We start from the raw sequence: 25,954 nt of genomic DNA, 5'->3' as shown, positions 1-25,954 counted from the left end.
CGAGATCGTCGCCACCGGCCCCTCGATCTCCAGCAGCACGGTTTCCAACTTGATCACCACAAACCCCTCCCATCAAGAACCACAACGGACGAATGAGGACCGGCCGAGAATCGAAGCCACCAACAGCATCACAGCAGCCCCACCGGACCACTTCTCCCAACGTGCCCAACACCCCGCTCAGGCCACCCGACCCACGGCAGCCGGACGACCGCCGGACAAAGCCCGACGTCCGACGGGAGCGCCACGCTTTGCGGGGGAAGCGCCGGCAATTTGCCCGGCCGGAGAAATGCACCGTCGGAAAAGCTCGCGCCGTGCGAACGAGGGCAGCGAAAATGGAACATCAAGAGAACGCGTGGAAAATCGCCCAACGCGCCGCCTCGATATCCGTTCGGGCTGCGCCCGCGCCTAGGGCCTGACCGGCGGTGGACATCCCGGTCGGCACACCCTTCACGCGTGGATGTCCGGCCGCGTGATCACGCAGTGAGTGCGGGGATGGTGGATGGACCCCAGGGTTGGAGCCACCTTGAACAACAACAACGACGACGGCCCGGCCCGGCGTACCGCCCCTACGGAGTCCGTCGTCCCCGTCCCCCTTTCCGGTCCGGCCGGGTCCGTCGTACGGCTCCCCTTCGCCGAGCAAGGGCCGCGCACCGGGCTGCCGGTCGTGCTGCTGCACGCCGTCGGCGACTCCTGGCGGTCCTTCGAACCGCTGATGGCCCACCTGCCGGACACCCTGCGCGTGCTCGCGCCGAGCCAGCGCGGGCACGGCGGGGCGAGCTGCCCGCCGCAGGGGTACCGGCCGGCGCACTTCGCGGCCGACCTCGCGGCCTTCCTGGACCGGACGGGGGTCGAGCGGGCGGTCCTGGTGGGCGCGTCCAGCGCGGGCTTCACCCTGCGCCGGTTCGCCGCGGCGGAGCCCGGCCGGGTGGCCGGCCTGGTGTTCCTCGGCTCCCCCGCGCAGCTGGCCGACAAGCCGGGGGTGGCCGCGATCCGGGAGTGGGTCGACGGCCTCACCGACCCGCTCGACCCGGTCGCGATGCGCGAACTGGTCGATTCCATGGTCAGCCGGCCACTGCCGGAGGACTTCGCCGAGCTGATGACGCGCGAGGCCGTGCGCACACCCGCCAGGGTGTGGCGCGAGACCTTCCACGGCCTGCTCGACGAACCACCGCCGGCACGCCTCGGGGAGCTCACCGCTCCTGTCCTGGTGATCTGGGGCGAACGGGACCAGATCCTGCCCCGCTCCGACCAGGACCGCCTGACCGCCGCCTTCCCCCGGAGCACGCTGCTGGTCCACGAGGGCGCCGGCCATGTCGTCCAGTGGGACGACCCCGTCCGCACCGCCGCCGACCTGACGGTCTTCACCGCCGCCTGTGCCCGCCGGCCCTGAACACGCCGCACGCCCCGGGGCGCGGGAGCGAGCCGCGACGGTGCACCCACCTCGCAGGACAACACGGCCTCGGACCGGCCCGAGGGCCGGCCGTGCCGGACCGGCGACGGCCACGTCCGGCCCGGCCGTCACTCCCCACCGCCGGTCCGGGTCGTCAGCCGGTCTCCGCTGGTCAGGCAGACGCACGGGGCCGCGGTGATCTGATTGGATACCCGGGTGACCGACCTGACCGCGGCTTCTCCCTGCCCCTGTGTGCTCTGCGATCCCGTCGCCTCCGCGACCTTCCGCGCACGGCGGCGACGCAGGAAGCAATGGGCCTCGGCGATGGCGCACGTACAGGAGCACGGCTGGCACGTGATCGGGGTGGGAGGCGGCGGGGACGTCCCGGACTGGGCCTTCACCGTCGGATTGTGGCATTCCCACCGCATCCCCGAAATCTCCATGTTCGGCCTGGATCTGCACGGGCTGATGCACTGGGTCGGTGATGCCGCGACCCTGCTGCGCGACGGGGCGCCACGGGAGCCCGGCATCCTCCTCCCCGATGTCGTCGAGGGCTACCAGCTCCGGCTCCAATCCGTGGACAACAGCTGGTACCGCGCCCTGTTCGGCACGGCCGTCGGCTTCTACCGACAGACTCCGGTCCCGATTGTCCAGATGGTCTGGCCCGACCGGGAGCACCGATGGCCCTCGGACGAACAGGCCAGCCCGGGCTGCCGCGCGCAGCCGAACCTCCATCTACCGGTCGGACGCCACCCGCAGGGCGTCTGGACCGAGGAGGCCGCCTGGCCATGACCGCACGGCAGAGGCTTCGCAGGTCCGGCACAGGACGCAGGCCCGCCGGGGCCGGGATCACGCCGGACCGTGACTGCTGTGCCGAGTCTTCCTGATCCGCCACCGGCAATTGAGTGTTCCCTGATACCGCACCGAGGCAGAATGTTCCTGTGGCGACTTGAAGAGCACCGGCCGGGCGGAAGTCCTGGCGCAAGAGGGGAGACGGCTGGTCCGTCCGCGACGCTGACCGCTGGGTCTGCCTCGTGTGTCGCGAGCCCGTCCGCTCTTACCAGTACCGCTTCCATCCTCCCGAGTCCACCGGCTTCGAACGGTGCATCGGGTTTTCCTGGTGCTCGGGGTGCCGGATCTATTCGGGCGCCATGGTCCACGTTGCTCGCAGACGGGTCCTGATCGACGCCCTGGCGTCGCTACCTGCCGATGACCGCGACCAGGTGCTCCGAAAGGAGGCCGCACTGGTCGACTACCTCGACAGCCACTGGCTCGATCAGGGCTGACCCGCTTCTTGGCCGAGCCGACCGGCCGCCGCCGTCCGCGCTGGACCCGGCGCGGCTGAGGTGAACGGCGACCAGCACCTTGACGGTCAGTCCTCCCACGGCCACAAACTGAAGCGCCACCATGGACCGTGCGGTGAGACGGTGTGTCGCAGGGCCGGGTGATCGAGAATTCTGCTGTCGAGGCTCCCGACGATACGGGCGAGCTCCCGCGCGGACTTCCGAGGCAAAGCACGTACGGCCACGTCCAGGAGATCCCGCCACTCGCTCGGCTCCGGTGGACAGCAGGACGCTTCGCCACAGCCTGTGCGGACAAAGGGCGAACGCCGTCGCGGAGTATGCGCCAGCTCATTCCAGGCGGCCAGGGCTTCGGCCAGGTCACCGGGCCCGAAGCGAGTTCGCTCCAACCGGATGATGTCGGCCTGCGCCGAGCCGGAAACCCGACCGATCTTCGAATGTCGCCCACGCTCGACCGGGAACCTCCGGCGTTCCGAGCGCAAGCCCGAAGGACGCCTACGCGGCATGGCCCTTTCGCTGCAGCGTCATGGGCGCCAGTCTGTCAGAAGCCGAGCGGCCGGCGCCACAGCCTTACAGCAGCAGCGAATTGAACGACTTGCCAGGCCGATCCAGCCCCTGCCCCCAACGCCGACCAGCGGTGTTGAGAATCCTGAGCAGGATCTCGCGATCCTCGTCCCACTCCTGCAGCACCAGCGCTGACCGCTCGATCACTACCAGGTAGTGGTCAGCGGGCACCCACTTCATGTCCTGAAGGCAGTCCGCGACGGCATTCCAGTTCCAGCCGAAGTAGACCGGAAACCGGAGGCAGGCACTCATATGTTCGAAGACCGCTTGTTCGTCGCCCATCCTGGCACCGTCCAGACGCGCTACGTAGCTGGTCCCTGAAGGCGGCAGGAAGAACGAGGAGTGCCGGGCGTCCGCATCCAGATGGTGCACCCAGGGGGCCTCGCCGGTCCAGTAGTGGTTCATTTCCCCTCCGGTTCAAGGTGTCCAGCCTGCACCCGACACGATGGCCGCGCCGCGCTCCACCACTTCGCCGGGAATCGCCCCGACCGGGCTGCGATGGCCGGCCAGGTTGCTTCACCTCGGTCCCGCAGTCTGCAGATCATCCCAGAGGGCGCACTCGGCTTGGCGAGGGCCCGGGCATTTGCTGTGCCGAGGAGTCAGTGCCGTCCCCCATTGCGACAGCTCGGGCACATCACCCCAATCGCAGCACCTCCGGCAAGGGGGAACTCAATGAACAGCAACAGGAAGAGCAGGTAGCTGACCACAAAGGCCGGAAGAGCAGTCACTCCCGCAAGGTCATTGGCGAAGTGGAAGGCCTTGCGGAGCCATCGGCCCAAAGTGACCTGCCCTACCCATCCCCCAGCCCAGCGGCGCACGCAGCTCGGAGCCGGGGAAGTGCAGTGCCAGGTACGGGTGAACCGGCTGTGCCGCTGATCCTGTGACGGTCTTCAGTGCCAGGCGGGATTGTGGCTCGGCAGCCAGGTCCCGAAGAGCGTCTCGTACTCCTCGCCCGTCTCGACGGTGAGCACGAATTGAGGCACGGTCGCGGAAACCGCAGCATGCAGACGGGTCAGCAGGGCGGAGACGGGTGGTAGATCCACACGCAGTGCAGCCGCAAGGCGAATCCGCTGAGCACCGAGCTCCGGTTCGTCCCGGTTCTCGTCGCGGACAAGGTGATCGGCGGCCGTCCGCATGACCGCGAGGTCACCGGCTCCGGAGAACTTCAGGCAGTCCCGCCAGGACGGCAGCCCAACCATGATCTGCAGTGCTTCGCCGAGGTTCTGGCCGATCAGACCGGCCTCTCCCTCGGAGCCGGCGTACAGCACGGGCCGTGCCGTGCTGTCGCGACCGCAGAGGAAGAATGTCCCGCCGGTGCAGTCGCCGGCCAAGCCGGTCAAGGAAAGCCCGGACGACAGCCGGACGGGCTCGCCGTGATCTCCACGCGCGAGATCGAACTCGCAAACGTTCCACAGCAGCTCAGCAAGGCCGGAGTCCTGCCTGATCGCGTCCAGGATGTCATCGTCGCTCGTCACGCAGCGCAGGCTAGCAGTGCGCTCCGGCCCCACCTACGTGTCGGCCGAGTCCGTCTGGGGCCGCCACTCCTCCCGGTAACCAGGGTGCTCGGCGTACGACTGTGCGAGCACACGAAGGGCATGACCGAGGCCGACGAAGCGCGCGTCGGACGGGTCCATTCCCTTGTAGTCCCGGGCCAGCATGTCGACGAGGTCGAGCATCGGCAGATGGCTGTCAAGGAGGGCGTCGGCCCCGAAGCGGTAGACCACCTCGGCATAGGCGTGGTTGTCCGTCTCGTAGCAGGCGTGAAGGAACTTCAGGAGGTCTTCCATGAGGAGATCATTGCCCACTTCCGGCGATGCCGGGGGATGAAAAACAATCAATGGTTGTGGTTCGGGCTTCCGTGCAAGCCGGGATGTCAGCCGGTGCTCATGGGCGTTGTGAGGGACTGGTTGGAGTGTGGGCCAGCGAGCGAGCATACGTTGGCGCATGTCCGTGCTGAGCCTGCTGAGGCCACTCAGGTCGGCGTGGCCGGCAGCAGACAGCCCCGACGGTGGCCCCTGTCAGCCGACGTCTTACCCCCCGGACGTGACATGACTGGCCAAGATCGATCAAGCATCCAGGCGGCCTTCAATCGCAGGACCGAAGCCAACCGGCAAGCCTGCCACGACCAACGAGACCGCTTCAGCAGCAGTTGCAGCGTCTTGGGGAGGAATCTCATCACCGGCCCACAGGCAGTAGACCCCGCCAACCCCCCACCGCTGAGCGGGAAGAGACTCGGAACATCTCCCGAGAAGGGCCGGTGAGTACATCGGATTGTCGTCCGGTCAGGCAGCTCCTGGGTCGTCGCGGGAGCAGGCCGGGCCGCGTCACCGCCCCGTCCTCTGTGGTCCCCAGCCTCTCGGCAAGGTGTGCGGTGCGCGCCCTCCCACCGGTGTCTCGGCGGTGCTCGGGCGTGCTGCTCCTGGACGGCGACGAGCAGCAGGTGCGCGAGGTCGCCCGCGGCATCGCCATGGAGGCGGGCACCGCCCTGTGGGCGGACCATGTCGAGATCCTGACCGCGGGCTTCGGCCTCGAGATGCAGCAGCTCCTCCCCCAGTGCCGCGGCATGTACGTCCCCCGCCTGACCACCGCCACCGCCGACCTGGCGCGCGTCCTGATCGAGGTCCACCAGGCGCAGCACGAGGACGGTACCGAGCCGTTGCCGTAGATGGTGGTGTGCGCCGGTGTCCTGTCGCCGGACGAGGTCTACGAGTTCGCGGATGTGATGGGCAAGGTCCCGGCCGGGCAGCGGATCGCCGCGGTCCTGCCGGCCGCGGGCCGGGCCCGGGAGCTGTTCCCCGACGCGCCGGTGCTGGACGCCTCGCTGGTGACGCAGTGCCAGCCGCTGGAGATGCTGGACGGCCAGGAGGTGGTCCTGCAGCGTGTCACCGACGAGGCGTACCGGCAGCTGACCGCCACGATGACGACCGCCGTGCAGCCGGCCGCGGCGGCCGGCGGTGTGTGGGGGCAGGTCCCGGACCCGGACGCCCCGCGGTTCGGCCCCTCCGCCCTCAAGGACGCCGTTCCGGAGCGCACCTGTCGCTCCTGCCCTCCCCCGCCGGGCCGGCCACGCCGAGCACCGGCCCCGAGAGCGGGCCCGAATCCGGATCCGGGTCGGATGCCCCCGTGCAGAACCCGGCCGGCACCAGCGCGACGCCGGTCACCCCGGCGAGCGAGGTCCCTGCCGTGGCTCCGGACGCCCTGCCGGGGCCCTGCGCCCAGGGGCCCGCGGGCGACGGCTCCTCCGGCCCGACGGGCGGTGCCGCGGCCGCCGCACTCCCCCAGGCCCTGGGGGTCCGCGCGAAGGGGCGTCCCCGGGTCAGCATCGTGCGCGACGGCGCCGGTGACGTCCCGCCGGGGCCGACGGCGCCGCAGGTGCAGGTGCTCGGGCCGCTGCGGATCAAGGGCATCGACGAGGCGCCGATCCAGCCGAGGCTGGTCCTGCTCGCGGCGCTGCTCATCTTCAAGTCCGACCGGGACTACGGGTCGATCGCCGGCCACATGGACCCCGTCAACCCGTGGACGCCGAGCACGATGGACACCCACATGTCCCGCCTGCGCCGCCCCCTCGGCGTCGACAGCGCCGGCATCCCCTACCTGCGGCCCAAGCCCAAGGGCGTCGAGCAGTACGCCCTGTCCGACGAGATCACCTGCGACTACGCCAACTTCGAGCACCTGGCCGAGCGCGGCCTCCGCCAGGGCGCCGCCGGGGTCCTCGACCTGCAAGCCACCCTGCGTCTCGTCCGGGGCAAGCCCTTCGGCGGCGCCGGCGCCCACACCTGGGCCGCGCCGCTGGTGCAGACGATGAACACCAAGATCGTGACGGTCGCCCACACCATCGCCTTCCAGCGCATCCAGGACGAGGTCCTCGACATCGACGCGGCCCGCCACGCGACCAGCACCGGCCTGGACGTGGAGCCGGCCGCCGAAGTCCTGTACCGCGACTGGATGCGCGTCGAGCACCGGGCCGGCAACCCCGTCGCACTGCGGCAGGTCATCGCCCAGGTCCGGCAGATGGCCGCCAAGATGGGCTTCGACGACGTCCAGGACAAGACCGAGCGGCTCATCCAGCAGCTCACCACCTCCCGAGGGGCCGCCAAGCTCCACTGAACCGCCCCGCCCAGGCCCGCCCGGCACCCGCCGGCCGGGCCTACGCACACCTCAGCACCCCGCGAACCCGACCCGTCCCGGAGACCGCCGGTGCCCCACTCCCTGCCCGCCCTCGTCCTCACCGCGGCCGCCGGACTCACCACCGGCGCCCTCCTCGTCCGCCCGACCGTCCTCGCCCACACCCTCGACGACGGCACCCGCACCCGCTGCCCCACCTGCGACAGCACCCTGCTCGACGCCCGACCCGCCCCCTACCTCCAGCTGGCGCTCCGCCGCCGCTGCGCCGGCTGCGTGGCCCGCGGGGCCGCCCCGGTGCTGACCGCTCCCCCGGCCGGCGCTCCGCTCCCCGCAGTGGAGGGCCCTGGTGCCGTCGGCTCGGCGGCGCTGGTGCCCGAGGCGGTGACCGCACTCGCGCTGGTCGGAGTTGTGGCGGGCGGCGCCGACGGGTGGCTGCTGGGCGCGCAGTTGTGGCTGGCTCTGGTGGGCAGCGCCCTGGTCCTGGTCGACGTGGCGGTGAGGCTGCTGCCGGATCTCCTCACGGCGGCCGCGGCGGCCGGCACAGCCATACTGCTGGGCGCCGCAGCGGTCACCGGCGGGCAGTGGGCGGCGTTCGGCCGGACGGCGGCGGCCGCCGCGGCGGTGGGCGTGGTGTTCCTGCTGCTCGCCACGGTCGCCGGCCTGGGACTGGGCGACGTGAAGATCGCACCGACGCTCGCGGCGCTGCTCGGCTGGCACAGCTGGACGGCCGTGTACTGGGGTATCGCCGCCGGATTCCTCCTCGGCCTCCTGCACGCCGCGGCCCAGCTGGTCGCCGGCAGCAGCCGCAAAGGCGACATCGCCTTCGGCCCCGCCCTCCTGGCGGGCGCCGTGGCGGTATCGGTGGCCATCGGCTGAGCCTCATGTCCGGGCGACTGTCAGAGGTCCTCGACGTGGGCCCGGTGCACGATGCGGGCGGCCTGTTCCGCAGTTGGCTAGCGTTGCCTGATCGGGTTTCCGAGCAACTCGGTCAGTTCCGGCGCGACGGCCGCGAGCAGGGTCGGTCCCCAGATCGTCAGCGTCTGTTCCCAGGGGTGGCCGAAGGTGCCCAGGCGAAGGTCGTCGGTGACGTGGAGGTAGTAGTCGCCGTCCGGATAGGTGCCCTTGCCGGGCCGGGGTGGGCGTCCGGGGATGGCGCAAATGTACGGCCGGGCCTCCTTCCGCCTCCTGCGGATCCGTATCCTCACCAAGAACTACTGAACGGCCACGGCAGCTCTGGGGGAACAGTGAACTGGTCGATGGGGCCACCGCTGCGATCGTGGCGTGCGCGAAGGAAGGGCTGGGATCCCGATATCGTCAGGGCCTTGCGGCTGCCTGTGCCGCGCTCGGCACAGGAGCGCGCCAGCGAGCTCATCCAGCACGGGAAATTGGCAGCGCCGATCAGCGAAATCCGCTCGGCAACGGGCTACGACCGTCGGGACGCAAGATGCGTCGTACTTGCCCTGATGCACGCCCGGAAGATACCGGCCAGCCCGCACCCGCAGGATCACCCCACAACATGACGTACCGGCAGCTGTCGCCTTGATCATTCACGCAGATCCGGTCAGAGCCAGAATCGACGATCCTCATCAGGGTCAGGTCAGCTCAACGGATCGGTGGACGCGAAAGGACGTGAGGCGGTCGGGCTCGATGCTTGCCGAGTCCACCCGGTAGCTGCCAGCGCCGAGTTCGAGAACAGTGCTGTCCGTGAGTGTCCCGACCTCGGTGCCGAAGTAGGCGGCGTCGAACATGACGAGCTCGCCCGTGGTTTTGAGTACGGGTCCTTCTTCCCACTCGGCGGTGGGAAGGCCGGCCAGGACGATGTCAGCGACGCCTTCCTCGCTTTCTGCGTAGCACCACCGGACGAGGGTAGGCTTCCCGCGCCTGCGCACGGGCCCCTGGGGTTCACCGGCTGCCGGAAAGGGCCTCCTGGCAGGCCGTCCGGAGGGTGGTGCCCTCCACCACAAAGAACGCCAGGACCAGGTCGTGGGCGCCGGGGACTACGTAGCCCTCTGGCATGTTGCAGGCCGTGTTGGTCAGCAGGCGGCGCTGGAGCAGTTCCTCGGCGCTGCGCAGGTGGATCCTCACTGTGGCGGGGTTCAGGCCGGTCAGCTGGGCTGTGTCCTCGATGCGGGTCTTGGCCCGGATCCAGGCGGTCAGGGTTTCGCGTAGGTGTCGGCGGTCGGCGTCCAGGCGGCCGAGGAACTCGTGCGCCCACCGTCGCACTTCTGGGGTGTCGAGGATGTTGGAGATCACCGGGGCGTCCATACCCGGCCGGAGGTGCGCGGTTTCGGCGTGCACCTGCAGGGCCAGCCCGATCAGGGCCCGTTGCCAGATGTCCTGGAGGTCGACTCCCAGGAGGGTGGCGGCTTCGGCTATGCGGCGGGCGGAGGTGTTGCGGTGGGTGCCGAGCATCCTGGCGGTGACGGCCGGCGGAAAGACCAGGCCCAGGCGCAGCGTGGCGAGGAGGGGTTCGCGGCGGTTCTCGGGTAGTTCGAGAAGAGGATGCAGCAGGTGTCTGGCCCAGGTGCTGGCGTGCTGTTGGTCGAGGACGTAGGCGAGTTGGACCTCGGTGACGTAGCAGTGGACTCTGCCGGGTAGGCGTTCGGCGACGGTCAGGGCGCGGGCGGCGTCCTGGTAGGCACTGGGGGTTTCGTCGAGGGTGTGCAATGCGCTGCCGCCGAGGAATCGGTCCGGGGCCGTGCGAGTGTGGGTGACGAGTGTGTTGAGGGTTCTGGCCTCGATGTCGCCGATCGTGCTCGGGACGAGGATGACGGTGCGATCGGGATAGGTCGGGCAGGCGGTGATGACAGCCTTGGTGCCGATCTCGTCGTGGCACTGCTGGACGATCGCGGGCCGTTGTGCCGGGGGGACCTTGAGGATGAAGGTGCGTGCGATGCCGGCGTCCAAGGTGCCGGGGTCCAGGCCGACCGCGGCGCTCTTGGCGGCGTTGACCTGGCCGGCCATCAGCAGGCTGAAGACCGCTTCGCGTACCACGTGCTCCCCGCTCTGCAGGCGGGACTGCCTGCGCTCGGCCTCCTCCAGGGCGAGGCGTGCGGCCAGCAGGTCCAGGACCCGCGCGAGGGCGGCACTGACTTCCACACAGAAGGACTTGCAGGTGACCGCCAGGACCGGGGCGGGGCTGGCGGAGCCGATGGTGAACAGGCGAATCTGGCGGCCGTCAGGAAGGTCGAGGGCGGCGGATCGGCTTCTGCCGGCAGCGGCCAACTCCGCGATCCGCTCCCTTGCCAGGGCTGTCCCTCTCGCGGCGCTCTGGGGGGCGGAGGCCACCGTGGTCCCACGGGCCGTCGTCAGCGTGACCTCAGCGTCGCTGACGGACGCCAGCCAGGAGACGATGCGCTGGGTGCCCTCGGCGCGGCCGAGGTGGCGCAGTTGCTCGATGAGCTGGGAGTGCAGGTCGGCCGTGCGCTGCATCCTGCTGTGGTGATCCTCGGTGAGCGCACGGTGCAGGCACATCCACTTGGCGGGTTCCGGGCCGATGGCCAGCAGCGGAACCCCGTGGCGGTGCGCCTCGCGGCGCACTTCGTCGGCCACCTCGCTCCCGTCCCGAAGCGCGATGGCCAGTCCTGCGGCCTGCCCGGCGACGAGGAGGGACATGAGATCGGTGAGGTGCTGGCAGTCGGTCAGGCGCGGTTCATCGGGCTGGACGACGACGATCTGGTGGCGTGTCTTGTCGCGCTCGGGAAGATGGGCGTGGGCCAGGACGTACACGCCTACCGACGGCCGTTCCATCTGGGCAGCGGGCGGATCCTCTACGAATCGGAGTCTCACATCGGGCACACTGATGGCGAATTTGAGCGTGGACACTGGCCTGGCCTCCCCGAAGAGCGGAACCCGTGGTCTTCGGGCCCCATCCACCGCGTGCTCTGGGGTGCGACAGGCTACCGGGGGCGGCTGCCTCCGGAGTCTGCACAGATTCAGAGAACGCGAGTGGCGATCATAAGAAGAATCTCGCTCGGCGGTGACCAAAAGTGACAAGGTAGTAGCAGAACTACTGCCTAATGGGGTCATGCCGGGACCTGACTTGGAGGCAGAACAGCTGTGACTCACGCCGACGGCAAGCCCGGGCAGAGCCTCGCGGAGAGGATCGAGACCCTGCGACGTGCCGTGACCCCGGCCGGCACGCGGCTGCCGTCCGACGCCTCCGTCGCCACCGCCATAGCCGCCAGGGCCGGCACTTCCCTCGTCGACGAGAACACCCTCTACCGGCTGCGCACCGGCCGGACCGTCAACCCGAGCATGAAGGTCCTGAAGGCACTGGCCGACCACTTCCAGGTCTCCCCCGGCTTCTTCTTCCCGGGCTCCACCTGGGGGCCCGAGGAGCACCTGGCACTGGCCGACGCCCTACGGAGTCCCCAGGTGCGCCGACTGTGCATGCGACTGGGACGGATGTCCTCAGACGCGCTCGCGCAGGTCGACCAGTTGCTGCTCGGGAGGGATGTTTGAGCAGGCGGCAGACGGCGTACGCCGGGGCGCCCGCCAGGCGTGAATGGTGCGCCCGCTAAGGTTCCGGCCACCGCGATGGTGCGCTCGTGCAGTAGGTGGCGTCAAAAAGTTTGAATATGTTCAAGGTGATCCGCCCGGCAGTACGACACTGACCGCCGCCGCAGCCCGGGGCATGCCTGGGAGAACCGGTGGCGCGGGCGAGCGCCACGAGGAGGCTGCCGACCATGTCTGTGAACGACCTGACTGCCACCGCCCCGACCGACCTGCGCGGGTTGCTGACCTCCTGCCGGGGGCGCATCGAGGTGTCGCAGGAGAGGGTCGCCGGAATGGTCGGGGTGTCGAGCCGTCACTACGGCAACCTCGAGCGGGGGAACGTTCAGCGGCCTTCTAAGCTGCTGCTGGACCGGGTCGCCGACGTGCTGAAGATGAGCGCCGCCGAGAAGCAGTCCCTGTACAGGTTGGTCCGCGGGGCCCCGGCCGCCTGACAAGCCACCGGTCCGCACCCGGCCCCGGCGGCGGATGTGGCCGTGACCACGGGTCCCCGCGGCCCCCGCCCCCGGGGCGGCACGTCGAATCCCGGACCGGCCTCAACGGCCGCTCGCAGTAATTCACTTCAAGCCCTGCGCCCGGTGTCATCACGGCTCCCTACGGTGCTCCCGCACCTCCTCGCGAACGCGCCGGTGCCATGTCCCCGCGGAGCGTGTGCGCTCCGTCCCCAAGGCCGGGGATCTAGGCGGTGGGGCAGGCGCCCGCACCGTCAGGCCGTCGTGAGCTGGTCCGTGAAGACGGAGACGTCGATGACCAGGTCGGCGGGCGGCGCCTGGACGATGAGCGGCTCGTTGAAGCCGCTGAAGGTCAGCTGACCGGGCTCGCTGCCCTGCGTCTGCTCCGTCCTGAGGAGGTAGGGCTCGCCCTCGGCCACATCCCCGGCCGCACCGTCCGCCACGCCTCCGGCTCCTACCGGGGCGACGGCAAGAGCGACGCCAAGGACGCCTTCGTCATCGCCGACCAGGCCCGCATGCGCCGCGACCTCCAGACGATGCACCGCGGTGACGACATCGCGGTGGACCTGCGGATCCTCACCTCGCGCCGCCTGGACCTGGCCGCCGACCGCACCAGGGCGATCAACCGGCTGCGGGCCCAGATGCTGGAGTACTTCCCGGCCCTGGAGCGGGACTTCGACTACAGCACCTCCAAGGCCTCGCTGGTGCTGCTGACGGGCTACCAGACCCCGGCCGCCCTGCGCCGGATCGGCAGGAACCGGCGGGCGGAGTGGCTGAAGAACCGCAAGGTCCGCAATTCCGAACTCGTCGCGGCCGCCGCCGTCGAGGCTGCCGAGGCCCAGCACACCGCCGTCCCCGGGGAGAAGCTGGCCGCCGCCGTGGTGGCCAAGCTGGCAAGGGAGGTGATGGCCCTCGATGAGGAGCTCGCAGAGACCGACGCCCTGATCGAGGGCCGGTTTCGTGACCACCCCGCACGCCGAGGTCATCCTGAGCATGCCCGGCATCGGTCCGATCCTCGGAGCCGAGTTCATCGCCCACACTGGCGGCGACATGAGCGTCTTCGGCAGCCCGGACCGCCTCGCCGGCGTCGCCAGCCTGGCCCCGGTCCCGAAGGACTCCGGACGCGTCAGCGGGAACATGCGCCGGCCCCGACGCTACTGCCGGCGCCTGCTGCGGGTCTTCTACATGTCCGCCCAGGTCGCCGCCCGCTGCTGTCCCACCTCGAAGGCCTTCTACGACCGGAAGAAGACCGAGGGCAAAGGCCACAAGCAGGCCATCATCGCCCTCGCACGCCGCCGCCTGAACGTCCTGTGGGCCCTCATACGAGACGGCCGCACCTTCGAGATCACCGCGCCGCCCAGCCCGGTCACGCTCGGCTGACACGCTCGCAGCGCGTCACCAAACGGGCTTGACAACTTCATTGGGAATCCCTTTCGCGCAGGCTCGAACGGTACTGCCCTGCCGGGACGGGCGGACATTGGTGGACGTGCCGTCGATCCGGCGGCCGCTGGGATCGTCCCCGTCGAGGGGCGACCGGGCCGGCCGGTGCCGGGGCGGCGTGCCCTGGTGATGAGGCGCCGGGTAGGTGGCGGTGGTGGGTCAGCTCGCCCGGCGCTCGTAGCCGTCGTCGTCAGGCCCGAAGACGTCCTCGACACTGCGGCCCATCGCCTGCTCCCATTCCTCGTCGCTTACCTCGTCGCGCTCCAACGCGGGCCTCTCCAGGTTCGGTCGGCAGGTGGGCCGGGACGGCGAGCGGGGGGTGCTCGCCGTCCCGGGGGGCCGGTCCGGGGGGACGGGTCCCCCTCACAGTGCCCCGCGGCGAGGCCTCGGCGCAGCTGGCCGGGCAGTGGATCCCGTCCTGCGGGAAGTAGGTGGTCGCGGTTTCCTCCAGGCGGGATCGGTCGGCCTGCTCGCTGCCCCGTGTCCCCGCTACGGGCGTCTCATGGCCGGGCAGGCCCCGCCCTCGCGGCCTGTTCCTGCGGGCTTGCGGGTGCCGGGATTCGACAACGGGGAAGGGAGGGGGGACGTCATGGCCTTGAGCAACGGGCAGCTGTCGTCCTTGGCGGACTTCGCCACCGCCCGCGCGGAGCGACTGCGCTCCGGGCCGGTCAGCATCGAGGCGATGCGCCAGCACATGGATGCCACCGACGCCGTGCTGCTGGGCGACTTCCCCGGGGCGCCGGTGCGCTTCGTGGAGCGGTGGTGGCGCGCGGGCGAGGGGTGGTGGGAGCCGCTGGAGGAGGCGGCCGTCACGGCTCTGGACGAGGAGGTCGGCCGCTGGGCTCTGTCCCAGCAGGCCGTCTTCACGCAGCAGGGCCCGGGCCTGCAGGAGCGGGAGTGAGCGGCCCGGAGGCGTACTGCGAGGAGGCCCTGCTGGGTTCGGTTCTGCAGGATCCCCGCCGGGCGCTGGAGGTGCGCGACTGGCTGCGGGCCGAGGACTTCGCGGACCCGTGGCGCCGGGAGATCTACCGCGTGCTGGTGGACCACCATCTCTACGCCCATCCGACGGTTGCCGCCGCCGCGCCCGCACAGCGTGCCCAGGTGCTGGGCCGTCTGGTGGTGGAGGATCTGCACGCGCGGGCCGGCGCCGGCGGGTGGCAGGTGAGCGGCGGCGACTGGCAGCAGGTCGCTGGCTACGTCACGAACCTGCCCGCCGGCGTGCCGAACGCCGCCAACGCCGCCCAGTACGGCCGGGTGGTGGCCCAGGCGAGCCTGGAACGCACCGTCGGTGTGCAGGGCGAGTTCGCGGAGCGGGCGGTGCTGGCCGCCGTCCTGGCCCGCCCGGAGGAAGGCGCGCGGCTGGCTGGCTGGCTGGGGGCCGCGGACTTCCAGGACCCGTGGCTCGGGCAGATGTACAAGGCCCTGGTCGAGGAGAAGCTGTACGCCCACCCGGCGGTCACCGTCCGCTCCTCCCCCGCCGAGCGGAAGCAGGTGCTCGCCCGGATGCTCTACGAGCAGCTGCAGCACAAGGGCGCCGACGAGCGTTGGTCGGTGCCCGCCGCCGCCTGGCCCGCCGTCGCCCAGCAGATCCACGCCCTCACCACCACCCAGCAGGTCCCCCACCCCGAGCATGCAGCCCAGCTCGGCCAGCGGGTCCTGCAGAGCAGCATCCAGATGCAGGTCGCCGAGGGCTCCTGGCGCATCGAGAGCACCCTGCGGGTGCCGGGAGCGCCCGCCGCCGAGATGGAGATCAACTCCATGCTCGCCACCCTCCAGCAGTTGGAGGACCGGTGGGAGCAGGCCATGGGGCGGCCCGGCACCGTCGGCGCCGCACTGCCACCGCAGACATCGGCGCGCCCTGAGATGGCGTCCACCGAGGACGTCGTGCTGGCGTCGCTGCTGCGCGACCCCCGGCAGCTGCAGCAGGTGGGCCGCTGGCTGCGCGCCGAGGACTTCACCCAGCCCGGCCGGGCCCAGCTGTTCGCCGCCCTCCTGGACGCGGCCCGCAGCCGCGGCACCGTTGACCCGGCGCTGGTGGTGTGGGACGCCCACCGGCGCCGCGCCGTCGAGGTGGGCGCCCTCTCCCCCGGCCAGGTCTGGGACCTGTACCAGAAGGGCCGACCCGGCATCGCCCACGGCGAGGGGCGCCGGCTGGTGGAGGCGAGCATCGTGCACCACGTGCGCTGCGCGACGTCGGCGATCAACACCGCCGTCGGCGATCCCACCGCCGCCCCCGGGATGGTCATCGGCGCCGCCCGCGGACATCTGCAGCACGCCTCCGCCCAGGCTGCCCGCCTCACCCAGGCCACCTGGGCCACCGCGCGCACCGGCCCAGGGGCGCGGTGACGGCCACCGCCCCGGCGGCGCAGCCCGGACAGGACGGCGCCGTGCAGGTTTGCCTGCCGGACGGCCTGCTCGCGCCGTGGCGCAGCCTGCCGCGGATCGCCGGTGTCCTCGCGCAGGCCTTCGCCCCCGCAGGCGCCCGCCCCCGGTGGCTGCGTCGACTGTTCGCCCCGTTCTGGCTGATCGAAAGCGGCGTCCAGCGCTGCTCGGGCCAGGTGCTGTGCTGCGGTGCGGCGACGCTCGTCCTGCGCCGGCCCCAGCCCTGGACGCGAACCGCACTGCAGAGCGTGCTGCTCCTGCCCGCCGCGGTGGCCGCGTTCACGGCCGTGCTCACCCCGATCGCCCTGGCAGGGGCCTTCGTCGGCGGCGCCGTCGCCGGACCGGACGGCGGCCGGTGGGCGATGCACGGGGCGCTGCTCTCGGTCGCGGCTCTGCTGCTGTGGCAGCTCGCCTCCCTGGTGCAGGCAACCCGGGTAGGTGCGCGGCTGCGCCGTGAGGTGCGGACCCTGCGCGGGCCGTGGGCGGAGGTGGGATCGCTGGCCGGCGGGCGTGACGGGCAGGCAACCCGCGATCTGGTACGCGCGGTCCTCACCTGGGCCGACGATAACGGCATCGCTCTGGTGGCGGTGGCCGCCGACCAGCGCCTGGCCCGCCTCTACGGGCGAGCCGGGTTCGAACCGCTCTCCCCCGCATCCCCGGTCCTCCTTCGCCGCCCCCGTCCGCCCGGCTCCTCCTGGCGCCCGGCCCCGGAGCCTGCCCTCCAGCTCTTGTGAGCTCATCCCCCACGCACACGAGGCCCTCACTCCCGGACGGCAAGGGCCTGACGGGACAGCGTGGCGCCCGGCAAGGTGGCGGCATTCACGAGGAACTGACGCGCAAGGAGCACGGCGACGGTGCCACGATCAGGCTCTGTCGACGCGCTCGTCTACACCGTCTCGACGGTGGTGGTCACCGTCGTGGTCACGCGCGCGAGCCGATAGGACACCGACGTGGGGGCGTGGACGCGGTACCACTCCAGCCGTTCGAGTGCCTCGCCACGTTCGCGGTGCATAGTGCTCACCGCTCGCCATCGGCCGTCGGAACCGGCCTGCACCGTCCAGGAGTCCTCTGTCGTCTGCATGCTCTCTGGGATGCCCTGCGCCATCTGTCCAACGTAGCGGGCACGGCGGCCGAGAGCCCCCTCCTGGTGCCCGCGCCGCCCGGGCGGGCCGCCCCGGGTCTGCTTCCGGGCGGCCCGCCGGCGGAGGGGGTCAGGCTTGCGGTTCGGTCCAGGTCACCAGGAGCGCGCCCATCGCGACTCCCGGGCCGAGGCCGAAGACGAGGCCGCAAGCGCCGTCGGTGGGAGGGGTGCGGTAGGTGCGCTCCAGGACCGAGAAGATGGTCGGGCCGCCCAGATTGCCCTCCTCGGCGAGGACGTCGCGCGAGTGCCGGGTGAACTGCTCGTCGACGTCCAGCGCGGTGGCGAGCTTGGCCAGGATCGCCGGGCCGCCCGGATGCAGGATGCCGAAGTCGAGGGGGCCGTCGGTGTTCTTGTCGAGCCAATCCATCAGGACCGGGGCCAGGTCGGTGACCGAGCGCAGGGAGCCCCGGGTGGAGGAGAAGCGGTCGCCGCGCTCGTCGGTCTCCTTGCGGTAGCGGTCGGTGGTGTGAGGGATCACGTACTCAAGGGTGTGGTCGATGCGCAGCGACGCCCCCGGCCCCAGCGGGCGGGCGCAGACGACGGTGGCGGCCACCAGGTCGCCCCACAGTGCCTTGTATATGAGGTCCTCGATCGACAGCAGCGACTGCTGGTAGAGGGAGGAGAGGAACTCCCCCGCGACCACGAGGATCTTGTGCTCCGGGTACCGGGCCAGGTGCTCCTCCGCGATGATCAGTGCCTGGCTGCCGCCCGCGCACGCGAGCTGGGTCATGGGGCGGCGCCGGATGCCGGGGCGCAGCGGGAGGGTGTTCTGCAGGTGGACGTCGAGTCCGGGCATGCGGTCGCCGCTGGAGCTGGTGGTGATGATGCAGTCGATGTCGTCGGGGGTGACGCCGGCGTGGTCCATGGCGGCCCGGGCGGCGTGTCGGGCGGCTTGGAGGATGGTGTCGAAGACGTCGTCCTTGCGTTGGGCGGTGGTGCGCTCGGCGGTTATCTCCTCGTAGGGGCGCAGGTAGCGGCGGGTGCCGGGGAGGTTGGTGAGGGCCTTGCGGGCGACCTCGAGCTTGGGGTGGTTCGGGTTCCAGGTGAGGATGTCGTCGCGGATCCGGGCGGCGTCGACGACGTGTTCGCCCAGGACGAGGGCGGGACGGCTGACGTATGCGCTCAACGTGGGTCCTTCGGTCTGGCCCGGGGGCGGGCCGGTGAGAGCCGGGTGGGTGAGAGCCGGCGGGTGAAAGGGGGCCGGGGCTGAACGTGGCGGGTTGGCGGCCGCGGGGGGAGGGCGCTCACGTCGTACGGCGGCGTCGCCGGGTGGCCCGGTCGCGCGGCACCGGGCGTCCGCGCCGTGAAGCAACGGGTGTCAGCGCGATGCCGGCGGCGGGCGGGTGCCGCGGCCATGCCGGCGGCGGATGGTCATGACGGGCGGTCACGAGGAGCTCGGCGCCCCGCGCGGGCCGGGTGGCACGCCGCCTGGTGCGGGGCTCCGCGGCCTGCCGGCACGTGGTCCTGGTGCGTGGCTGCGGGGGCCGCGCTCAAGCGCGGCCGGGGACGGCGCCGGGGCAGGCGGTGCGGTCGGGTGGGTGCGCACACGGCTCCCGGGGCCCCGCGGGATCTGTCTGTCCCCGGTGCTCCGGTGGCGTGGTGCGCGGGCATGTGACGGCTGGGCGCCATGACATCCTTCCCCCTGACGGATGCTGCTGGCGATCACGCTACCCCGCGATATCGGGTCCCATCGGCCGTTCGGAAATGAGCGGAAAGGTGCAACCGGGGCCAGTAGGTGCACTTACACCGCCTCGCTGGCGGGCGCCGTTCACGCGTGGGCCGGTTTGATGCGGGCTGGGTGACTTTGAGGATCCTTTACCCAGCGTTCGGTTCCTGATGGTGAACTCGGGGGCGATCACAGGAGGGCGGGGATCACCGACGGGAGCGCCCGCGGCGGGTTGGTTGCCGATGCGCCATGTCCCGTCATGACCTGGTGGCCCCGGCACTCCACCGGAGTTCTGCCCCGCGCCCGGCGCGGGGCGCCGACCTGCCCTTGCCCCGGCCAACTAGTTCGTGCACGTCTGACATGGGGCGTGGACCTGGCCGTTCATGCCGGAGGGCCCCCGGTGCCCGGTCCGGGATCGTTTCGACCTCGGCCGGGTGTGTTCCTCCACGGATTCGACCACGAAAGCGAGCCACGGGGCCTCGTTTGCCCACTTCCCGCAGGACCCGCGCTTCCAGTGCTGCGGATTCTTCGACGCCACGGTGCGCCCGTGGCGTGGGAGGGACGGCAACGTGTGGAGTGGCGGTCCGATGGAATTGCCCGCCGGTCGAATCGGACGACGGTGACCGGCTGCTCCATCCTCACCGGCGACGGCTCTGCGGCGAAGGTGGCCCTCCCCGGGCGGTTCGTCGACGGCGATGCGGTGAAGGCGGCTCCGGCAGGAAGCTTGCCGAGCCGCCACATCGTCATCGCGCTGCGCGCCGCCGCGAACTTCGACGCCATCGCTGCTCGGGCCCGGGGCCCGGGCGCTGCTGCTGCGTCCAGGACGGGCCGACATCCTGACCGCCGGCATCGGGAGGGCCGCAGGACCTGGACCGTCCGGGGGCGCGTCGCGTCGCCGCTCCGATGCCCGCTGTGTCCGGCACTTCCGCAGGGTTGCGCTGATCCGAGTTCGGCCGCGCGAAAGCGGGCGTCGGACAACACCTTGAGCATCTCGGCGGTGACGAGCGGTCTGGCGGAATGAGGGCGCCGGGCCGGGGGTTGCTACGACGCGCCGGCACCGGCTGCCTGCTGCGTGATCTTGTAGAGCTCGAAGCCGTCCAGGACCTGCTCCACCACGCTGTCCAGGCCCGTGGCGTGAGTGGTGTCGCTGTCGAGGTCGAGCAGGTGGTGCAGGCAGGCGAGGGTGAGTTGTGCGGCGCGGATGACGAGCGGCAGCAGTGCGTCGGCGGGGCCGGGTGTGCTGGAGAGGGCGTAGTCGAGGGGCTCGGCGGCGCTCTCGTGCAGGGGCCGGCCACCGGGCAGCAGCTCGGCCAGGGCGAGGCGGATGAGTTCGATGAAGGCGTGTCCGAGCGGGGTGCGGTCGGCGCTGAGCAGGTCGACGTCCAGCCGGTCGAGGACCTCGGTGATCTCGCGGGCCTGGGCGGTGCTCGGGGCAGGCTGGTCGTCCAGCAGTCGGGTGGCCGGCGGGTGATGGCGCATGGAGGCCGCGCGCAGCGTCGTGCAGGACAGGCGGGCGAGGGCTCCGGTGAGGGCGATCGCGGCGTCGTACTCGGTCAGGGCCGGGTGGCGGTGCGCCAGGTCGCGCAGTGCGTGCTCGGTGTCGGTGGTGGCCGTCGGGTCGGCGGCCCGGCGCACGAGGTCCACCGCGAAGATCTCGCCGTCCTCGTACAGGTGCTGGTAAGGGTCGCGGGACACGGCGCTCTCCGGTGGTCGCGGCAGAGCCGGGGTGGGGAGCTCTGCAATCGGCTTGACGGGCAAGGGCGTTGCCCGGGTGTCCAGATGTATCACCCCGCAGCGGGGATGCTCTGACCGCCCCGGCCCAGGGGGTACCGCGCCGTGGACGGTAGTGTGCCCCCGCCGCGGGGGCGGGAGCGCCCACGGAGTAGGGGCCGATGTCCGCAGGAGGCCGGGGTGGCCGGCGCCGTGCGGCGGGCACCTTCACGCAAGGGCGGGGAAGCGGGCGGCGGTGGGCGAGCGCCGGCGCTGTCCGTCCCGACCGGTTTCCTTGGCGTCCTTGGCGTCCTTGGCGTCGTTGGCGTCGCTGGCGTCATTGGCGTCGCTGGCGTCCTTGGTCCTGTGACGGGCCCGGGCGGCGCGGCTGCGGATGGCGAGCAGTTCGTCCTCGCTGACGCCTCCCCACACGCCGCTTTCCTGGTTGGTCTCCAGCGCCCACAGCAGGCACTGGGGGCGTACCGGGCAGCGGCGGCACACCGCCTTGGCCTCGTCGATCTGCAGGAGGGCCGGGCCCTGGTTGCCGACGGGGAAGAACAGTTCGGGGTCGCGTTCGCAACAGAGGGCGCGGTCCAGCCAGTCGCGCCGCGGGGCCTGGGGGTCTTCGCGGCGGGTCATCGCATTCCTCGCTTCACGGTGGTGGGACGGGCCTGGCGCCGGGGCTGGTGCCGGGCCGGGCGCGGCCCTGGTGTTGTGGTGGCGGCGGCCGGTCCGGTGGTGGCGGCGGCCGGGAGGGCGCCGGTGAGACGTTCGGTGAGCCGGCGACGGTGGCGGGTCAGGCGGTCAGCACCGTCGCCCGGCGGGGGCTCGGCGGGCAGGTCCATCACCTCGCGCAGGGCTCTCAGTGCCGCCTTTGTGGCGGGTCTGTCCTTGTTGACGATGTCGTTGAGCCGCCGGCCGGCGGCGTCCGAGCACGAGCGTGCCTCATTGATCTGCTCGGCGGTGGGCCGCAGGCGTGTCGCCGGGTCGCGGTCCTGGGCGAGGAGATTGTCCAGTTCGCGGCCCAGGACGGCGACGGCGTTCTGCGCGCGGGCGGCGGCCTGCTGGTCGATGCCGGCGGCGAGCTGGTCGGTCAGGCGGTGGTCGGGTCGGGGGTAGTGCGCGGCGATGGTGGCCCGCACCGCGGCGCGCTGCTCGGTGAGGGCCTCGTCCAGGAGGGAACAGCCAGCGACGAAGGTCGCCGTGTAGGCGGCCTGCTCGGCGTAGTGAGCCTCCATCGGGCGTAGGCCCAGGGCCTGGGCGGCGACGCGGGCCGTTTGGGCTGCGGCGCCCGCGGCCGTGTGCAGGTGTGGCTCGTGGGCGGTGGCGGCGCGCTCCGCGTCGGCGAGGGCGAGCAGGCGCCCCCTGACCGCGTGACGCCCGGTCGTCTCGGCGGCCAGTGTGTGTGCGGGAGCGGTGCTGCTCTGGTCGGCCAGGGACCGGCGGCCTTCGCCGGCCTCCCGGCGGGCCCGGGCGACGTGGGTGTAGGCCTGGGTGAGGACGGCGTCGGTGTCCGCGGCCGCCCGCTGCGCGGAGGGCACCCTGCGGCGCCAGTCGAGAGCGGCGTCGGCGTCGGATGCCGGCTGGCCGGGCAGCGGGAGCGGCTGGGGCGGCTGGAGGACTCCGGCGGCTGCGTTCCGCACTCTCTCGCGCACCTCTTCGTCCAGCGGCAGGTGGCGCAGGGCCACGGCGAGGGCGGTGTCGAGGCGCCGGTGGTCCGTCTCCTCGGCACGGGCGGCGTTGTCCGGCGTGCGGTCGGCGGGTTCGGTGTGCACGTGGGCGGTGAACGCCTCGATCCGGGCCGGGTGCAGGTGCGGGTCCAGGACGAGGAGGTCGCGTTGCAGGTCGACGGCGTCCTCGTGCCAGTGGGCGCGCTGGGTGTCGGTGAGGTCGGCGGGAGGCTGCGCAGTGAGGGGGGCGAGGTCGGCTAGGCGCTCCAGGTACCAGGTGGCCGCGGCGAGAACTGCCGGTTCTTCGCGCGCCGGCCAGGAGGAGTTCAGGATCCGCCGGTTCGCGACGAGCAGCTGCCGGTCCGCCTCGCCGACGGGGCCGGCGGCCTGCCGGATGGCACGGGCGGTACGCAAGGCCGCCATCACCAACGGCACCTGCGGCTCCTGCGCTCCCGGGTAGTGCGAGGCGAGTTCGGCGAGCACGTCGGCGCCGGGCAGCGTGGTGAACGCCGCGCCCCACGCGGTTCCGGCGCGGATCCAGTCCGGGCTGCCTGGCGCGGCGACGAACGGCTCGTCCTGACGGTCCCGCAGGCGGTCCTCGAGCCAGTCGGCCTGCGCCGTGCGCAGCGTGTCGTGGCGCGCGTCGCCGGCGGGTAGTTCTGCGAGCGCCCGGTGCACGATGTCGCCCGCCCTGATCGGCGTCAGGGAGCCGTCGTGGCCGGTGGTGTGGGCCATGACCTCCAGGTGTCCGAGGCGGTCGGTGTCGAGGAAGAAGTGCGCGGCGGCCACCGGGTCGGCGGTGAGCAGCGAGGGTCCGTCCGTGCCGCCGAGGTAGGGGTCGGTGTAGATGCTGGTGAGCGCGTACTGCGGGGGCTCGGACGGCGGCGGGGGCGCGGTCAACGGCCTGGCTCTCTTTCTGGTGGCGGGAACGGGATGGGGTCGCAGGGCGAGCGTGCGCGGGCGGCGCGGGCGTGGACAATCGCGGCGGCGCCTTGGTCCCGGTGGGCGGGAGCGGTGGCCTGCCCTTCCCACCTGGCGGGATCAGGCACCGTCCGACGGGCGGGCCTCACCGGCGGCGACGGCCGCCGGGGCGGCGCGGGCGGGAGGGCTTGGAGGCGGGCGCCCGGCGCGGCGGGGTGCCGGGGCCGGCTTGGGCGGCTTGCTGGGCGGCGGCCTCAAGGCGTTCGCGGTCGGCTTCGGCGCCGTCGGGAGCGAATGCGAGGAAGTTGCCGGAGCCGCAGCCCGGCTCCAGGACCTTGCCGTCCTGGAAGCCGAGGGCTTGGAGGGCGTTCCAGATCGGCTGGACCAGGGCGGCGTCGGTGAAGTGGGCGTTGCGGGTGGTGGCCTCGGCCGCGTGCCATTCCTCCTCGGTCAGCAGGGAGCGTAGCTCGGCGCGGAGGCCTGCGTAGTCCTTCTGCCGGGGGTCGAAGATAGCCGGGACGGCGCCCCAGGAACTCCAGCGTGCCAGCACGGCCTGCTCGGCGGGCATGGCCGGCCGGTCGTCCACCCGGAGGCGGTGCAGCACGCGGAGGGCTGCGATGTTCGCCCGGATCCTGCCCAGGGGGCCGGACGGCGCGAGGTCGACCTGGCCAAGCGGCCGGAACCGCTGGGCCTCGATCGGGAGCAGCGATGCGGGGCGTGATCCGGACACCACCTGGTCCAGGTCGATGGCGTACGGCTCGTCGCCGCCGTCGATGTCCCGCACCGTGAGGTCGCGACCGTTCGCGGAGACGACGACCGCTTCGATCGTCTCGTCGCTATCCCCCATGTGCTCGAGCGAGTCGGCCAGGTGCACGACGAGGTCCCCGGTACGCAGGTCGTCGAGAGCGACCGTGGCGTCGCCCCCGCGCCCGTCCGCGTCGGCGGTCGGCACCTGGTCGAGGGGTGCGCGGACAGGGGGCGGGGCCGACAGGACGGCGGCGGTCAGCCAGCGCTCCTCGGCCAGGAGCAGCGGGTCGGTTCCGCCGTCGTCGGTCATGGCGACGGGCGGGAGCCCGCCGAACTGCTGGGCCTCGACGAGCCGGTCGAACAGTTCCTCTGCCTGGACCATGTCGGTGAGCTGCCGGGGCGCAGCGATCTCGTGGACGCTGTCGTCCTCGTTGACCCGGACCAGCACGTGCCTGCCCACCTCGTCGGCGCCGGCGCTGGGCGAGTCGTGGTCGACGACGTAGAGGCGGTACTGCCACAGGCTGTCGGCCCAGCTCGTCTGCGCACGCAGGTGGATCGCACCGCCGGCGACCTCGTTCTCCAGGCCTTCGAGCTGACGAGGTGTCTGGTACATGTGCGATCCTCCGCGCTTCGCGTTGAATGTGGGGCGGTTACAGGTCGCGGCCGCGGGCGCGCAGGTCGTCCACCGACGTGCTGAACAGGCGCAGGAAGGACGGCGTCATGTAGTCGAGGACGTGGCGCAGCTGCTGGTCGTCGAGGTCACTCAGGTGGAGGTCGCCGTCGAGGAGACCCTCGGTGGTGGTGCTGACCCACTCCGTGTGCTGCTCGAGGTGGGCCAGTCGGGCCTCATGCTCTTCGTCGCTCTCCAGGCCGTCGTCCTCGTCGTCGAGGCCGGCTTCGGGCTCGGGCTCCAGGCGGACCATCTCATCGAGGACCTCGTGCTCGGCGCGGGCCTTGAGCTGCGCAAGGCGGGCGACTCGCTCTTCGTGCGTCTCCTCGGCCGGTGCGGAATCGGCGATGACGTACTGGTCCCAGAGGTCGCCGACCTGGGCTTCGACCTGCTCTCCGAGCGCGGTGAAGAACGCGACGGGGTCAGGCAGGGCGGCGTAGCGCTTGGGCAGCCGCCTTCGCCAGTAGGCCCGGGCCTCGGTGCCGTATCGGTTGATCGCCATCGCTACTCCTTGGTGGTCAGCTGCTGGGGGCTGCCAGCCGACGTGAGGTTGCCGCCTGCTGACGGATGGAGTTGTGAGGCTTTCAGGTCAGTGAGGTTCCTGGTCCGTCGGGGAGCCTGTGTGGGCGGCCCTTCGATGCGGCATAGTGCGTCCGGCTCACCATGCAGGAGACTGGTCCTGACATGCATGTGGTGGATGATCAGATCCCGCCCTGCGGGAAGCACGGGCGGGGTCCGGCTCGTGCTTCCCGCAGGCCGGGACAGGCACCCTGATCCGACCGGCTCCTGGCGGCGGGGTCCGCTCAGCCGGGCGTGGGCGGTTCCATGTCACCAGTGACCGGGGCTGAGTCGAGAAGCAGGGTCACGGCCGACTCCAGCACCGCAACGTAAGCGCGCAGGCGCTCGTTCTCCTGGAGGAGGTCGTCGGAGCCTGCTTGGACGGGCGGGCTGGACGGCCGCTCCGCACCGGACAGTGGGCCGGCCTGGCGCGCGGCGCGGCTGGCGGCCAGCTGCTCCAGCAGGCGCAGGTGTTCGGGGGCCAGCTCGACAGGCTCGGTGTCGTCGGGCGAAGCGGGTTCCGGTCCGGGGTCGGCTATAAGCGCGCCAACGTGTCCCTCCATGTCACACCACCTGTGGCACGACGATGGGGCCCGCAGGAAGGCACCGCCCCGGCGACCTGCGCGGCTCCTTGAGCAGGGCTCGGGATTCACCGAGAGCTGCAGCGACCATGAGCGCGCCCATCACAAAGAGAATGACGAG

At 71.7% G+C, this 25,954-nt stretch carries 25 protein-coding genes and 2 pseudogenes; 13 read left to right on the top strand and 14 right to left on the bottom strand.

Annotation, left to right across the window (positions count from 1 at the left end; all coding sequences use genetic code 11):
• Positions 1-499: 499 nt before the first annotated feature.
• From IE329_RS27815 to IE329_RS41625, 3 genes are all read left to right on the top strand, one after another.
• Positions 500-1,390: an alpha/beta fold hydrolase gene (locus IE329_RS27815; protein ID WP_190213740.1), complete on the top strand. Its 891-nt coding sequence runs from the start codon at positions 500-502 to the stop codon at positions 1,388-1,390.
• Between the two features lie 216 nt (positions 1,391-1,606).
• Entirely contained in the window at positions 1,607-2,182 is a 576-nt protein-coding gene (locus tag IE329_RS27810) for a DUF4262 domain-containing protein (protein WP_190213739.1), read from the top strand.
• 359 nt (positions 2,183-2,541) lie between these two features.
• On the top strand, positions 2,542-2,676 hold the full coding sequence (locus IE329_RS41625; RefSeq protein WP_268257341.1) for a hypothetical protein: 135 nt from the start codon (positions 2,542-2,544) through the stop codon (positions 2,674-2,676).
• A 585-nt stretch (positions 2,677-3,261) separates the two neighbouring features.
• On the opposite strand, the gene IE329_RS27805 is transcribed toward IE329_RS41625, so the two are convergent.
• The 3 genes from IE329_RS27805 to IE329_RS27795 all read right to left on the bottom strand — a co-directional run bounded on the left by IE329_RS27805 (position 3,262) and on the right by IE329_RS27795 (position 5,042).
• Entirely contained in the window at positions 3,262-3,660 is a 399-nt protein-coding gene (locus tag IE329_RS27805; RefSeq protein ID WP_190213738.1) for a barstar family protein, read from the bottom strand.
• A 485-nt stretch (positions 3,661-4,145) separates the two neighbouring features.
• Positions 4,146-4,730: a hypothetical protein gene (locus IE329_RS27800; protein ID WP_190213737.1), complete on the bottom strand. Its 585-nt coding sequence runs from the start codon at positions 4,728-4,730 to the stop codon at positions 4,146-4,148.
• Positions 4,731-4,763: 33 nt separating this feature from the next.
• Positions 4,764-5,042 carry a DUF6221 family protein gene (locus IE329_RS27795; protein ID WP_190213747.1) on the bottom strand — a complete coding sequence of 93 codons (279 nt, stop codon included), beginning with the start codon at positions 5,040-5,042 and terminating at the stop codon, positions 4,764-4,766.
• A 623-nt stretch (positions 5,043-5,665) separates the two neighbouring features.
• On the opposite strand from IE329_RS27795, the gene IE329_RS27790 reads away from it, so the two are divergent.
• The 3 genes from IE329_RS27790 (at position 5,666) to IE329_RS27780 (ending at position 8,256) form a co-directional block, all read left to right on the top strand.
• A complete protein-coding gene (locus IE329_RS27790; RefSeq protein ID WP_190213736.1) occupies positions 5,666-5,920 on the top strand; it encodes a hypothetical protein in 255 nt (84 codons plus the stop codon).
• Positions 5,921-6,378: 458 nt separating this feature from the next.
• The gene (locus IE329_RS27785; protein WP_190213735.1) at positions 6,379-7,362 is read left to right on the top strand and encodes a bacterial transcriptional activator domain-containing protein; all 984 of its coding nucleotides are present in this window, start codon (positions 6,379-6,381) and stop codon (positions 7,360-7,362) included.
• A 90-nt stretch (positions 7,363-7,452) separates the two neighbouring features.
• Complete coding sequence (locus IE329_RS27780) at positions 7,453-8,256, top strand: prepilin peptidase (RefSeq protein ID WP_190213734.1); 804 nt, start codon at positions 7,453-7,455, stop codon at positions 8,254-8,256.
• Between the two features lie 77 nt (positions 8,257-8,333).
• Here the strand turns inward: IE329_RS27780 and IE329_RS27775 are convergent, their stop codons facing one another.
• The 3 genes from IE329_RS27775 to IE329_RS27765 all read right to left on the bottom strand — a co-directional run bounded on the left by IE329_RS27775 (position 8,334) and on the right by IE329_RS27765 (position 10,812).
• Positions 8,334-8,585 carry a DUF2716 domain-containing protein gene (locus IE329_RS27775; RefSeq protein WP_229927808.1) on the bottom strand — a complete coding sequence of 84 codons (252 nt, stop codon included), beginning with the start codon at positions 8,583-8,585 and terminating at the stop codon, positions 8,334-8,336.
• A gap of 387 nt (positions 8,586-8,972) precedes the next feature.
• A complete protein-coding gene (locus IE329_RS27770; RefSeq protein WP_190213732.1) occupies positions 8,973-9,269 on the bottom strand; it encodes an Imm21 family immunity protein in 297 nt (98 codons plus the stop codon).
• Between the two features lie 13 nt (positions 9,270-9,282).
• On the bottom strand, positions 9,283-10,812 hold the full coding sequence (locus IE329_RS27765) for a helix-turn-helix domain-containing protein (protein ID WP_190213731.1): 1,530 nt from the start codon (positions 10,810-10,812) through the stop codon (positions 9,283-9,285).
• On the opposite strand from IE329_RS27765, the gene IE329_RS27760 reads away from it, so the two are divergent.
• The 7 genes and pseudogenes from IE329_RS27760 (at position 10,771) to IE329_RS27730 (ending at position 16,903) form a co-directional block, all read left to right on the top strand.
• Positions 10,771-11,373, top strand: a complete 603-nt coding sequence (locus IE329_RS27760; protein ID WP_190213730.1) for a hypothetical protein — start codon at positions 10,771-10,773, stop codon at positions 11,371-11,373. The genes IE329_RS27765 and IE329_RS27760 overlap by 42 nt on opposite strands.
• Positions 11,374-11,439: 66 nt before the next feature.
• Positions 11,440-11,844, top strand: coding sequence for a helix-turn-helix domain-containing protein (locus IE329_RS27755; protein ID WP_190213729.1), 405 nt, complete (start codon positions 11,440-11,442; stop codon positions 11,842-11,844).
• A 224-nt stretch (positions 11,845-12,068) separates the two neighbouring features.
• Positions 12,069-12,329: a helix-turn-helix domain-containing protein gene (locus IE329_RS27750; protein WP_190213728.1), complete on the top strand. Its 261-nt coding sequence runs from the start codon at positions 12,069-12,071 to the stop codon at positions 12,327-12,329.
• 380 nt (positions 12,330-12,709) lie between these two features.
• Positions 12,710-13,727, top strand: a pseudogene (locus IE329_RS27745) (IS110 family RNA-guided transposase); the annotation flags it as partial.
• A 649-nt stretch (positions 13,728-14,376) separates the two neighbouring features.
• Positions 14,377-14,688: a hypothetical protein gene (locus IE329_RS27740; RefSeq protein WP_190213727.1), complete on the top strand. Its 312-nt coding sequence runs from the start codon at positions 14,377-14,379 to the stop codon at positions 14,686-14,688.
• Positions 14,685-16,133: a DnaB-like helicase N-terminal domain-containing protein gene (locus IE329_RS27735; RefSeq protein WP_190213726.1), complete on the top strand. Its 1,449-nt coding sequence runs from the start codon at positions 14,685-14,687 to the stop codon at positions 16,131-16,133. Before IE329_RS27740 ends, IE329_RS27735 begins: the two co-directional genes overlap by 4 nt.
• Before the next feature lie 41 nt (positions 16,134-16,174).
• Positions 16,175-16,903, top strand: a complete 729-nt coding sequence (locus tag IE329_RS27730) for a TraB/GumN family protein (protein ID WP_190213725.1) — start codon at positions 16,175-16,177, stop codon at positions 16,901-16,903.
• A gap of 152 nt (positions 16,904-17,055) precedes the next feature.
• Here the strand turns inward: IE329_RS27730 and IE329_RS27725 are convergent, their stop codons facing one another.
• The 8 genes and pseudogenes from IE329_RS27725 to IE329_RS27690 form a co-directional block, all read right to left on the bottom strand.
• Complete coding sequence (locus IE329_RS27725; RefSeq protein ID WP_190213724.1) at positions 17,056-17,274, bottom strand: hypothetical protein; 219 nt, start codon at positions 17,272-17,274, stop codon at positions 17,056-17,058.
• A gap of 106 nt (positions 17,275-17,380) precedes the next feature.
• Complete coding sequence (locus tag IE329_RS27720; RefSeq protein WP_190213723.1) at positions 17,381-18,436, bottom strand: beta-ketoacyl-[acyl-carrier-protein] synthase family protein; 1,056 nt, start codon at positions 18,434-18,436, stop codon at positions 17,381-17,383.
• A 1,581-nt stretch (positions 18,437-20,017) separates the two neighbouring features.
• Positions 20,018-20,671 carry a hypothetical protein gene (locus tag IE329_RS27715; RefSeq protein ID WP_190213722.1) on the bottom strand — a complete coding sequence of 218 codons (654 nt, stop codon included), beginning with the start codon at positions 20,669-20,671 and terminating at the stop codon, positions 20,018-20,020.
• Positions 20,672-21,037: 366 nt separating this feature from the next.
• A pseudogene (locus tag IE329_RS27710) lies at positions 21,038-21,325 on the bottom strand (WhiB family transcriptional regulator); the annotation flags it as partial.
• Positions 21,322-23,256, bottom strand: coding sequence for a hypothetical protein (locus IE329_RS27705; RefSeq protein ID WP_190213720.1), 1,935 nt, complete (start codon positions 23,254-23,256; stop codon positions 21,322-21,324). The pseudogene IE329_RS27710 and the gene IE329_RS27705, both read right to left, overlap by 4 nt.
• 166 nt (positions 23,257-23,422) lie before the next feature.
• Entirely contained in the window at positions 23,423-24,637 is a 1,215-nt protein-coding gene (locus IE329_RS27700; RefSeq protein WP_190213719.1) for a hypothetical protein, read from the bottom strand.
• 37 nt (positions 24,638-24,674) lie between these two features.
• A complete protein-coding gene (locus IE329_RS27695; protein ID WP_229927807.1) occupies positions 24,675-25,196 on the bottom strand; it encodes a hypothetical protein in 522 nt (173 codons plus the stop codon).
• Positions 25,197-25,497: 301 nt separating this feature from the next.
• Complete coding sequence (locus tag IE329_RS27690) at positions 25,498-25,815, bottom strand: hypothetical protein (RefSeq protein WP_190213718.1); 318 nt, start codon at positions 25,813-25,815, stop codon at positions 25,498-25,500.
• Between the last annotated feature and the right edge of the window lie 139 nt (positions 25,816-25,954).

Source organism: Kitasatospora indigofera, assembly GCF_014655955.1.
Classification (GTDB): domain Bacteria; phylum Actinomycetota; class Actinomycetes; order Streptomycetales; family Streptomycetaceae; genus Kitasatospora; species Kitasatospora indigofera.
Note: the sequence above shows the minus strand (reverse complement) of the source record. Positions and strands in the feature narration are given on the sequence as shown.